Origin of the sequence: Roseibium alexandrii DFL-11, assembly GCF_000158095.2 — a bacterium.
In the GTDB taxonomy this organism is placed as follows: Bacteria; Pseudomonadota; Alphaproteobacteria; order Rhizobiales; family Stappiaceae; genus Roseibium; species Roseibium alexandrii.
Genome location: NZ_CM011002.1, coordinates 2596077 through 2607412, shown reverse-complemented (window position 1 = coordinate 2607412; position 11336 = coordinate 2596077). Strand labels below are relative to the sequence as shown.

The window sequence follows — 11336 nt, the reverse complement described above, 5'->3', positions numbered from 1 at the left end:
GAATAACACAACGTTACTACCACGACATTAGGTCAACTTGCGGGCAGGTGAGTGGCCGGGGGGGTAGTCAAGGCTTTGAGAACGCTGGAGCGGGTGAAGGGAATCGAACCCTCGTCTTAAGCTTGGGAAGCTTGAGTGTTGTCTCTACAACGAAAAACAACTAAGGTCAATAGAACCCAATGAAACCCAATGAGGGTCGGCAAAAAATGGCTATTTTCTGCGGTTTTTAGGCCAAGAACCCAACCCCTGCCTGAAGCCGTGCAGCGCGGCCCGATCTTGCCCCCAGTTGCCCCCAGTTGCCCCCGGAGCGTCCCCAATGCCGACCTTGCCCCTGACAGATCAGCACTGCAAAGCCCTGAAGCCCACGGCCACCCGGCAGGAGTTACGCGACACCAAAGTTCCGGGCTTGATCCTTCGCTGCACCCCGTCCAACATTAAGAGTTGGTCGCTGCGGTATGCCGACGTGACCGGCAAGCACGTCCGCATGACAATTGGCCGCTACCCTGCTGTAAGCTTGTCTGACGCCCGCACAGCCGCATTGCAGGTGCTTGCCGAGGTATCGACCGGGAAAGACCCGGTTGCCGACAGGAAGGCGGCGCAGGCCGCTGAGAAAGCCGCCAGAGAAGCCGCCACCGCGTTGACAGTCGAAAAGATCGGAAACGATTACTTCGAAGCCGCCGCCAAGGGGCGGCACCGTCCAAAAGGCAAACCAAAGAAACCGTCGACGCTGGGATACGAGCGGGGTTACTTCGACAGCTTCGTTCTGCCGAAGTTCGGCAAGTCGGCAATCGGGGACTTACACCGGCGGGCAGTGCAGACTTTCATTGACGGTCTTGCTGACGATCACAACCTTTCGACCGGCGTGCAGTCCCTCAAAGTCCTGCGCCAGATTTGCGCCTATGCCGAATTTCAGGAATTGATATCTGCGAACCCTTGCCGGTTTGTCGAGGCGACCGACTACGACAGCCGGGAACGTGTTCTAACCGATGCCGAGCTTAAGGCGATCTGGAAGGCGCTCGAAAACCCGTATGCAATCGCATCCAATCCGCAGGCTGCTATCGCGGTTCGTATCTGCGCAGCGACAGCCCAACGACGCGCCGAAGTCGCCAAGGCGGAACTGTCCGAACTGGATTTTGACAACGCGATTTGGACGATGCCCGGAAGCCGCCGGAAGAACGGCAGAACGCATATCGTCCCGTTGTCCGATTTGGCCGTGCAGCTTCTCAGGGCGGCGATTGCTCTGCACGAAGACGGATACAAGGGCGCGGCGGTCTTCCCGCCGCTGCGGGGCGAAGGGGCGGCGATGGCCGTCGAAAACCTGACGCGATGCTTCGCCGCCGCTGCCGAAGCCGCCGGGGTGAAGGATACGCGCTTGCACGATCTGCGACGCACCGCTGCCACCAACATGACCGGCGAACGCCTGACCATCGCCCGCAGCACCGTGTCGCTTTGCCTCGGGCACGACGATGGAGCGAACGCCGCCGCCGCGACCCGCGTTTATGACCGATACGGATACCTGCCGGAAAAACGCCGCGCTCTGACGGCTTGGGCTTCCCTCTTGCTGGAAATCGTCGGTGAAACCGAAGCCCTTGGAAACGTGGTGGCCCTTCGCCGCGCCTAGACCGCTACGCGCTGGGCCAGAAACCGGCCCTGTGGAGCCGTTCGAGGTGTCCCGGCTAGGGTGGGGTGCGGGCAGTGCCTTAGCGTCTCTATAGCGCCTTTTGAATGCAATAAAATTTTTGGTTGATTAAGTATTAGATAACTCACGTTCTAGGTGTTCGGCTTGTTGCGCGATGTCTGAAAGCTGTGGATATTTTATGAAAAAGTATCGATAAAGTATCCGTTGACTTGAAAACAACAAATACGATCTCTTTCGAAGAAATAAGCCGGTTGAGAGGCGCGAAATAAAAAATATGTGAATTTTTGTCTTTCTTTTGTTCCTGAGATTGTAATGAAAGATGCTTTCCAGATAGGCGATGTTGTGAACTATTGTGGACCTATCACGCCGCCGACAGCCCTTTGTGAAAGGACACGAAGTCAATGCTCAATGACCGCATCTTGACGGTTAAACAAACCGCCCAACTCCTGACGGTTCACCCGAATACTGTTTACAACTATGTCGGCACGGAAGGCTTTCCGCCGTGTATCCGATTGACCGAACGCCGCGTCGGTTTTCGCCTAAGTGACGTCCAAGCTTACTTGGACCGGCAGGCCGCAGCCGCCTGACATGTTCGGCAAACCTGTAAAGGACGGAAAGCCCCGCCGTACTGAAACCAATGGAAACACTAGCGGCAGCTAAACCTGCGACCACACTACAAGACCGGCAGGCATCGGCGGAAACACTGGCGCAAACGCACCTTATGCGGCGCTATCAACTTTCAAAGGAACTTGCGCAGGTTGTCGCCGAGCTTGCAGGGCTGCAAAGCCAAAACGACTAAGACGAAGGCATCCCCCACACCCTTCGAAATTAACGATAACGCCCTCATGGGCTTATGATTAGTGGGGATATTAATTTGCCTAAGACCATGAAAGTGAAACCGGACTTCGACAGCTGTTCCCCGTCAGCAACCATGAGACATATCGGCGAAATGGCCTAAGGAGGATTTCTGGCACATCGTAGCCCGCCAAGGGAGCGAAGATGAGACAGAAATCCGGGCCGCAGGGGTCGGCCGAAAAGCATGTAAAAGACATTCGCCGGAAGACCCGGCGCAAATTCTCAGCCGAGGAGAAGATCCGTATCGTGCTGGAAGGCTTGCGTGGAGAGTATTCGATCGCCGAACTGTGCCGGCGTGAGGGGATCTCGCAGGGGCTATACTACACCTGGTCGAAGGAGTTTCTCGAAGCTGGCAAGAAGCGACTGTCGGGTGACACCGAGCGCCAGGCGACATCCGGCGAGGTGACGGGCTTGAAGCGTGAAATGCGCGACCTGAAGGAAGTCGTCGCCGACCTGACGCTGGAAAATCGCATTCTGAAAAAAGCGTGATCGGGGATGGGGAGGATATCGAATGAGATACCCCGCATCCGAAAAGCTTGAAATCATCCGACTGGTCGAGCAATCGCACCAGCCGGTGAAAAGGACGCTGGAACAAATCGGCGTGTCGCGACCAACCTTCTATCGCTGGTACGATCTGTATCGCAGGTTCGGCGAAGCGGCACTGGAAGACCGGCGCGGCGGCTCAGGCCGTGTGTGGAACCGTATCCCGAATTCCGTACGCGAGCAGGTGCTCGAAATGGCGCTCGACGAGCCTGAATTGTCCCCCAGAGAGCTGGCCATCAAGTTCACTGACGAACGTCGTTACTTCGTCTCGGAAGCCAGTGTTTACAGGCTTCTGAGGGCCTGCGACCTCATCACCAGCCCGGCCTTCATCGTGATGAAAGCCGCCGATGAGTTCCGGGAGAAAACCACGGTACCCAACCAGCTCTGGCAGACCGATTTTACGTATCTGAAGGTGATCGGCTGGGGATGGTTCTATCTGTCCACCGTGCTGGATGACTTCTCCCGATACATCATCGCCTGGAAACTGTGTTCCGGCATGGCTGCGAGCGATGTTCAGGACACACTCGATCTGGCACTGGAGGCCGCCGGGCTCGATGAAGTCAACGTCGTCCATCGCCCGAGACTACTATCAGACAACGGGCCGTCTTACATCTCTGGCGATCTGGCCGAGTACCTTGCCAGAAAGGGCATGACGCACACGCGTGGCGCGCCCTATCATCCGCAGACCCAGGGCAAGATAGAGCGCTGGCATCAGACACTGAAGAACCGGATCCTCTTGGAAAACTACTTTCTGCCAGGTGACCTGGAAGCTCAGATCGACGCCTTTATCGGGCACTACAACCATCGGCGCTATCACGAGAGCCTGAACAATCTCACCCCGGCCGACGTCTATACCGGGTGCGGACAGACCATCCTGCTCGAACGGGAAAAGATCAAAAGGAGGACCATGAAACAACGGCGCTTGCTGCACAACAAATCCGCTGCTTAACTGAAATCCAGATGTGCCAGACCCTCCTTTAGTCAGGCCGCTTGATGTCTCAATTTACCTGACGACGGACACTTATGGTCGGCAAAACCGGTCAGAAGGCAACCGTGCATGGCGGGCTGATATTAGGGTGGCATCCTGCAGGGCAGATAAGTTCGCTGTGGGTTGGCACCAAATCAGTCAAACGGCTAACAGGGCAACAGAGTTATCTCAGTGACGCCATGTTCCGGTCTGGCAAGAGTTGTGATTTCTCATCACGGCTGAAAGTGCGGTCCGATTTGTGTGAGTACAACGAACGCCTGTCCGCCCGTCTTCGGTCAGACGGCTGGACGATCAAAGGGGGGAGGCGAATGGAGCAACTGGATAGCCCCGCGCACTGTCGCGAGACGACAGCTGCCCAAGCACCTAAGCGATCCTGATCAGATTTTCATACGAGAGAACCGGCAGCTAAATAACACGGAAGACCGTTGACCGACGGGTTCCGTTTCTGCTGCTGATATTGGGCGCGAGCGCAAAGCTGATTTTCGACCAAATTAACGTTGCGTCAACAAAGCCGTCATAACGTTCAGACGGCCAGTGAAGAAAGCCCCTTGGTGACGCCCCCGCAATCGTCGCCGAGGGGTTTTCTTTTTCTGGCGCGCAGACAATTCATGCAGGCGGATGAAGCGTAAGCACGCCGCCGCGATGTCCGCATTGATCGCACCTTAGCGCAGCTGCAATTCGGTTTTCGTTCACGACTACGAAGTCGGCACCGAACTGATCGAACAAAGCTTGCAAGTCCAATCGCCGACCGCGCCCGCAGTTCGCAGCGGTACAGTTACCGACAACGCCATAACCCGCAGCTTTCAGATCGCCGAGTGTAGACAGGCTAATTGGGATTTTGGTCATCAAAACTCGCCATAGGACATCTGAGGCGCTGGGCGTTAAGTGAGAAAGCTGAGATCAGTTCCGTTGTCAATGAAGTCAGACAGGACCCGGTTTAACTGGATGCTTTGGACGTTGTGACTGTTCTCAGTAACAGTGCAGATGCCCGACACCGTTAATGCGTCCACTGCACCGCCAAACAACCAGCTGAAATACACGCTGGGTTCTTCACCGTCGATACTGTCCGTCGGGTCACAATCGGCAAGTCCACTTTCGCGATATACACGTGTTTCCACGTCTGACAGAAGCGTCTTGCCGCGTATGTCAGCGAGTTCTTGGATCACCAGAATAAGGATGGCGCGGCGACCCCGGACGACCACGTTCCCAGCTTGCAACAGCGGCTCAAAATGTTCCTTGGCGGTTTGATGGATCGAACACCGGGAAGCAACAGCGGACATTGGTGCGCCTTTCGTGCGGGAATGTTTGGGGTACCCTCTAAGTACACCCTGTATGTGTTCTCGGCAACCGAAGTCATAAACAACACACGAGAAATTTTCGTGTATTAAAATTACAAAAACAATCTCGGATAGTATTTGTTGACTTCATGTCAACAATTTGAAATTTTCCACATGTATAAAATGTAGGATTTATGCGGTTTTATATAATTATTTTAGAAAAAAGCGCTCCTTTTTGTCTTATAGGGGGGTTAGTTATTGACGATTAGGGCGAAATCCGGTCATTTTTAAAGATACTGAATAGCAAAGAAAAACCGCCCCCTTCGCGAAAAGGGAGCGGTTGATAACTGAGGCTTTTGCCGAAGCCGCACCGCCGAAAAAGTGGTCTTGCCGGTCACTAATTTAATAGCGGTTTATACCGTTAATAATAGCGCGGCGGTACGGTTGGAGCAAGAGCCAAACCGACTGGATTTGGGGCCGTGCTGATAGATAAAGACAAAAAAATCCAAAGAGCGATTGTCGCCGTTGACGAGTTCGAACGACAAGGTGTCGACATACCCGGCGCTATCCTAATGCGTCGAGAAGACGGCACGGTAAGTCTTGCTTCCCGCCAAGCCGAACAAGCGAAGTGGACGCTTGCGCAGCATGTCAAATTCAAAATGTGGCAACGGCGCATTGCCGGTTATCCGGTTCGCAGGTCGAGCTACCACGCTGCCCGCCTTATCGCCCGTTTCGGGCAGAACAACGTCCATGTGCTGCCCGCAATGCCCAAGGACAAAAGGCCAGGGAAGTACGGTGGCAGCGGTTGGTTTGGTGGCACATGGGGACAGTTCACCAATCCGGGCGGGGAAACAATCTATCCGCTGAAAGAGCGTGCATTGGACGTTCTGCAACACCACGGCGGCGCGGGGATAACCCTTGGCGGGCATCATAACATTGCGGCCATTGATATGGACGTAATGGACCCTGTTCTTGCTGCCGAGTTTGAAAGTGTGTTGGAGCTACTTTGCGACAAATCACCTTTTGAGCGTATCGGCAAATCACCCAAAAAGCTTTGGCTGTATCGGACAGAAAAGCCAATCAAGTCTTATGCTTCCGGGGAATGGTTCACCGACAGCGGCAAGAACCAAGTGGAATTGCGCGCGCAGTCCAATCAATTCATTGTTTGCTACGGCGTTCACAAGGACACAAAACGGCCCTACACATGGCCGAACGCCAGCCTTTACGACTGCGATGTTTCAGACATTCCGCTTATCAGCGCGGACGCCTTGATTGACATGCTCGAAGTCTTCGACGGTATGGCAGCGCGGCACGGCGCGAAGGGCATAGCGAAGAAACAGAACCGTGGCGCGGTTCCAGTAGGGTTAGCCGAGGCCAACCGGAACAGTCACCGTCTGGAAGACACCACGCCGCTGGAAGACGCGGTTGCGTTCATTGTCGAGTGCGCGGAAGGGGACTTCTTCGACCCACCGGAAGAATTGCTAGGGTATCACGGCTGGACAAATTCAATCGCGTCAATCGTCAATTCGGTTCCGCATGACCGGGCGCTTGCCGAAAGCCTTGCGCATGACATATCGGCGGCGTTGCCGGGGTACGAAGGTCCCGACGACGTGCAAAAGACGTTCGACAGCTACCACGACGATCTGGACCACAGAACCGGGACGAAGCTGGGGGCGTCCTACATATACAGAGCGGCCAAGTCGCTTGGGTGGAACGGCTACGAGCGGTTTGACCTGACAGGCGGACAGGGCACCGACATGGACGATTTCGGCCCGATCGAAGACAACAATCCGGAAGACAACCCCGAGCCTACTTACAGGCAAGACGACCGGATTGCGCTGGAAGACGCCGAGCGCATTGTCTGTGAAGCCATCGACAATTGGGAACTGGACGGCGGGCGTGTCAAAGTGATCAAGGCGGAAGCCGGACTTGGCAAAACGTCAGCCATGATCAAGAAAATCAAATCGCTGACCGAACAAGGAAAGCGGGGCGTGTTCATTGCGCCGTCGCACCTTCTGGTGAATGAGATTTGTGCCAAGATGCAAGCCCACGGCATCGACGCCGCTGTTATGGGCGGGTATGGGGCGCTGGAAGACCCGAACATGGAACCCAGCGAATTCAACCCGTTTTATTGCTTGCGCAAGGACGAAGCAGACACCGTAGCGGAAACCGGGCGATCTGTGAGGGCGTCGCTTTGCCGTGTCCGGCGTGAAGATGGCGGCTTTGATGAATGCCCGCGCATAGACGAATGCAGGCGGTTCCCGTTGAACTTCGCCCGCCCGGACATTTGGGTTGCGCCGACAGTTTACATGACCGTCGACCTGCCGGAAAGCTTCAAAGACGTGGACTTTGTTGTTGTCGACGAAGACCCGGCGGTCTTGTTCAGCGCGCAGTCGGTAATCGCCACGTCCGGCAACATCATGCAAGCCCGTGAAGTGCACCGGGCGGACGACTTCGGAAACAGGAGGTTGGACAGAAGGGGGACAAAGCGCCTTATGGGCATCAGCAAGAAGCTTTTGGACGTTATCAGCAAAGCCAAAAAGGGCACGTTTCTAACCCGCGACGACTTCGCGCAATGGGATGGCGACTTGATTGCTGACATCACCGAAGCCCTTGAACTGGAAGAATTGCGGATCACCAAAGGCCTGCGGTTCCGGCCCGGTATGAGCGGAAAAGAAATACGGGACGTTGCTAAGACCTACAGCCCCAGCCCAGTCAAACTGTGCGCAATGTGGCGCGGCATAAAAGAAGCCTTGCAGAGCGGCATGGCGGTGTTTCCGCGCATCCAAGTCGCAAACCACAAGAACGGCGGCTATGCGGTCACAATATTGGCACCCCCGCAGATGATCGAACTGTTTGCGGACAAGCCGGTCCTGTTGATCGACGCAACGCCGCGCAGCGAACGGCATCTTGAATATGCGCTGGGCAGGCCGGTGACGACGACCGCAGATGTCCGCTGCAAGTGGTCTGAAAACGTCACCGTGACGCAGATCGTCGGTGCGCCGTTTTCCAAGAACGGGCTTGTTGGCGGCACTACGAAAGACGGCGAAGGAAAGAAGAAGCCGAAGCCAACTCGCTTGCTTCGGGACATCGCTGCAAAGATTGGCGTCGCCGCAAGGGAGGCAAGGTGCGCTGGCGGCACCATTGGCGTGATCACGTCTAAAGCAGTTCGCAAACAGCTTGCGCCGATGCTTTCCGGTCATTCGAACATTATGCTGGGCCATTACGGCAACATCGTCGGGACAAACCAGTTCGAGAATGTCAGCAAGCTGTTCCTGATAGGGCAGGAGTATCCGCAGGTGTCTGTACTGGAAACCGCAGCAGGTGCCATTTTTGATCGCGTTCCAATAGTTTTGGAGAAAAAGGACGACGCGCAGTTCCGGTTCTACGAACAGAAAAAAGCTGTCATTGTCTGTAATGACGGAACAAAGGCCAAAGCCGCCGTAGTGTCGCACCCGGACCCGGACGTAGACGAATTGCTGAAACGTGCGTCAACGGACGAACTGCTACAGGCGGCGGCGCGGCTGCGCCCGCTGAGACGAAAAGACAGGTGCGAACTTATTATCATGTCAAACGTCGCGCTGGACGTTCCCGTTGACAAGGTGGTTCGCTGGGACCGCGTGAAAGCTCCCCATGTCGATCGTATGAAGGCGGCAGGCATCTTGACCAAATCGCCAATCGTATTCGCGGCAGCGGTACTCAGGAACACGGACGCTTACGAAGCGGTCAAAAAGGCCGCGCGGCAGGGCAAGGAAAACGGCCTATGGCCAACATGCGAAGCGGCGCTTGCGCGTGAATTCTGCGAAAGTGTCGGCGGTTATGCGGCTGGCGATGATTGGGCGGCTTATGAACTTGCCGCTGGGCTTGGTATGCGTACACTTCGGTTCAAGCTGCCAAGCGTGAACACCAAATGGCACACAGCGCGTGTTCTGCCATTCATCGATCTGGACGAAATTACCGAACGCCTGAGCGAAGCAGACAGCAAAGCGGTTTGGGAAGTTATCGATGCTGCGGACACTGCCGCTGTTATCACCCCTCAGGCAGTCAAGACGTTGACGGAGACTGTTGAGGACATGGAGACGGCGGCGGCGCGGTTGGGGATGTCACGCAGGGCGTTACAGCGGTTCCGGGCTGGCAGCGTGAAGAAGTTCCCGCCGCAATCCGTCCCTGCCTTGAAGTCATGGTCGTGCGAACTGTCTCCGGCGGTAACGTGGCGACCGGAACAGGCTAGCCGTTACGTCGAGCTGCCCGCGTTGCCGATCACCCGTCGGCACTGGGTAGATCACCGCAATGCGAAGCTGGAAAAGCAACGTCCGGAACAAGCCGTCGAAGACGTCTGTGAACCATGTGAAGCGGCCTGACTACCACAGGTGTAGGGGGGCGGATAAATTGAATACAGCGGCGTCAGGGGAAACTCTGGCGTCGTTGTCATATCAGCAACAAGGGGCAGGGGCGCGTGCCAACGAAACAAAAGACCATGACACCACGGCAGCGGGCGCTTGGGAAACAGCGCAAACAGATCAGAAGTGCAGAAGGGGCGGCGGCTGGACGATACAATCAGCGGGCTTGAGGCGAACGCCCAGCGCGGCAGGACCGCATTGGGTTGCCGCGACCATGCGGAAATTCGGCCACGACTACCTGCCGTCCTTCATACGGCTGGAAACCGAGCTCGCACAGCATGAAGCCAAGGAAGCCACCCGCGCGCGGGTGCAAAAGGTGCTGGAAGACGGGTGAGGATCGGCAAAGAGCACGGCCCATGTTCACGACACACGCCCGTGCAGTTGGCAAGCCAAGCCCCGGCCACTCCCTCCGATGTCATCCCCGACCTGATCGGGGATCCACGCGTTTCCAGAGCTGCGATAAAAGCACCGCCCCCTCCGGGCATCCGGCAACGCCAACCTGACGTTTGTCCTGCGCCTCAAAACCTATAGCTGCTCATCCCGAAGCCAACGAATACGCCCGCCCGCGGGTGCAAAAATTGCTGGAAGACCGGGGATCCACCTGACCGGTCCTGAAACGCGGACGCAGCTCGAAAATAAGCACTCTGATATCATTGATGCGTGGCAAAGCAATGACCAGAATGGGCGGGAAGCAGCCATTCGCTGCGGTCTGCACGAATGTCTGTAAGTAATCCATCTAACCAAATAGATGGGTGGTGGCCACTTGGGTTGACGCGCATATAGCCCTGCATGTGTGGTGCGTTTGCAAAACCAATTCAGAACCGCGCAACGACACCGAGAAGCGGTCCATGCGTAACAGTGTCGTAGGCAAAGCTGTCGATGCCCGACTTGCCGTTGCTGTAATCGACACCCAATGCCTTGTATTGGAGATGCGTCGACCAGACTTCGTTGAAGTGGTAGCCGACGCCGGCCTGCACGTTCCAGGTGAAGTCGGACGCAGCTCCGAAACCGCCAATGTCTCCGCGGCCACTGACGGACCATTTTTCGTTTAGCTTGTGAAATCCGCGAACCCCAATGACGGGATCGATCCAGTCGGCGCCGCGGGAAATGTAGAAATTGCCGGCAACGGTACCCGTGCGATTGAAATCGAGATTGATGTCCCAGTACCGCGCGCCCGCGATGAGGTCGAAATACGATTGTTGTGTTGAGTAGGCCCGGTATAACAGCATGCCCTCCACGATGAGCTGATCACCGCCAACGCGGATGCGCCCACCTGGCAAGAGCGCGTCGGTCGAGTTCGCCAGGTTCATGTAGGCCACATCCACCATCGCGCCGAACCGTTGCTGATAGACTGCTTCTGCACGGCCCATGAAGCCAAACCGAAGGTTCGAGAGGATGTCGGAAGTGCCGACATCAATGTTGGTGGCGGGTAATCGCCCAACCTGCGATGTCCCGGTTATATTCGCACCTACGAGATATGGGGCGATTATGAATTCCCAGGTCTTGGCAACCCGTTCATTGACTGGCTCAATAAATGGAGCAAGTTCTTTCGGTGGGTCCGCTGCAAGCGAACTGCCGGAAAAAAGAAGTGTGGAAGCACCTACCAAAAGCGCCAATTTTAGCGAATTCCACTT

The 11336-nt window shown here is 56.0% G+C and carries 9 protein-coding genes; 6 read left to right on the top strand and 3 right to left on the bottom strand.

Annotated elements, in window-relative coordinates; genetic code table 11:
- The first annotated feature begins 316 nt into the window (after positions 1 to 316).
- The 4 genes from SADFL11_RS12080 (at position 317) to SADFL11_RS12070 (ending at position 3986) form a co-directional block, all read left to right on the top strand.
- A complete protein-coding gene (locus tag SADFL11_RS12080; RefSeq protein WP_008192424.1) occupies positions 317 to 1621 on the top strand; it encodes a tyrosine-type recombinase/integrase in 1305 nt (434 codons plus the stop codon).
- Between the two features lie 419 nt (positions 1622 to 2040).
- On the top strand, positions 2041 to 2226 hold the full coding sequence (locus tag SADFL11_RS12075) for a helix-turn-helix transcriptional regulator (RefSeq protein WP_008196627.1): 186 nt from the start codon (positions 2041 to 2043) through the stop codon (positions 2224 to 2226).
- Between the two features lie 50 nt (positions 2227 to 2276).
- Complete coding sequence (locus tag SADFL11_RS25290) at positions 2277 to 2438, top strand: hypothetical protein (RefSeq protein ID WP_008194057.1); 162 nt, start codon at positions 2277 to 2279, stop codon at positions 2436 to 2438.
- 200 nt (positions 2439 to 2638) lie between these two features.
- Positions 2639 to 3986, top strand: a protein-coding gene (locus SADFL11_RS12070; RefSeq protein WP_134853011.1) for an IS3 family transposase whose coding sequence is annotated in 2 segments (ribosomal slippage) — positions 2639 to 2971 and positions 2973 to 3986 — 1347 coding nt in all. Because the reading frame shifts where the segments join, the coding sequence is not laid out codon by codon here.
- Positions 3987 to 4631: 645 nt separating this feature from the next.
- On the opposite strand, the gene SADFL11_RS12065 is transcribed toward SADFL11_RS12070, so the two are convergent.
- Positions 4632 to 4871, bottom strand: a complete 240-nt coding sequence (locus tag SADFL11_RS12065) for a hypothetical protein (protein WP_040451628.1) — start codon at positions 4869 to 4871, stop codon at positions 4632 to 4634.
- Between the two features lie 35 nt (positions 4872 to 4906).
- On the bottom strand, positions 4907 to 5305 hold the full coding sequence (locus SADFL11_RS12060; protein WP_008197178.1) for a hypothetical protein: 399 nt from the start codon (positions 5303 to 5305) through the stop codon (positions 4907 to 4909).
- A 476-nt stretch (positions 5306 to 5781) separates the two neighbouring features.
- On the opposite strand from SADFL11_RS12060, the gene SADFL11_RS12055 reads away from it, so the two are divergent.
- On the top strand, positions 5782 to 9663 hold the full coding sequence (locus tag SADFL11_RS12055; RefSeq protein ID WP_008195785.1) for a bifunctional DNA primase/polymerase: 3882 nt from the start codon (positions 5782 to 5784) through the stop codon (positions 9661 to 9663).
- A gap of 64 nt (positions 9664 to 9727) precedes the next feature.
- On the top strand, positions 9728 to 10036 hold the full coding sequence (locus SADFL11_RS12050) for a hypothetical protein (protein ID WP_040451630.1): 309 nt from the start codon (positions 9728 to 9730) through the stop codon (positions 10034 to 10036).
- A gap of 481 nt (positions 10037 to 10517) precedes the next feature.
- Here the strand turns inward: SADFL11_RS12050 and SADFL11_RS12045 are convergent, their stop codons facing one another.
- Positions 10518 to 11318 carry a hypothetical protein gene (locus SADFL11_RS12045; RefSeq protein WP_008193238.1) on the bottom strand — a complete coding sequence of 267 codons (801 nt, stop codon included), beginning with the start codon at positions 11316 to 11318 and terminating at the stop codon, positions 10518 to 10520.
- Positions 11319 to 11336: the final 18 nt, after the last annotated feature.

Excerpts from the sequence above, each read along its gene's own strand:
- SADFL11_RS25290 (WP_008194057.1), top strand. The coding sequence starts at position 2,277 with ATGGAAACACTAGCGGCAGCTAAACCTGCGACCACACTACAAGACCGG.
- SADFL11_RS12060 (WP_008197178.1), bottom strand. The coding sequence starts at position 5,305 with ATGTCCGCTGTTGCTTCCCGGTGTTCGATCCATCAAACCGCCAAGGAA.
- SADFL11_RS12075 (WP_008196627.1), top strand. The coding sequence starts at position 2,041 with ATGCTCAATGACCGCATCTTGACGGTTAAACAAACCGCCCAACTCCTG.
- SADFL11_RS12080 (WP_008192424.1), top strand. The coding sequence starts at position 317 with ATGCCGACCTTGCCCCTGACAGATCAGCACTGCAAAGCCCTGAAGCCC.
- SADFL11_RS12065 (WP_040451628.1), bottom strand. The coding sequence starts at position 4,871 with ATGACCAAAATCCCAATTAGCCTGTCTACACTCGGCGATCTGAAAGCT.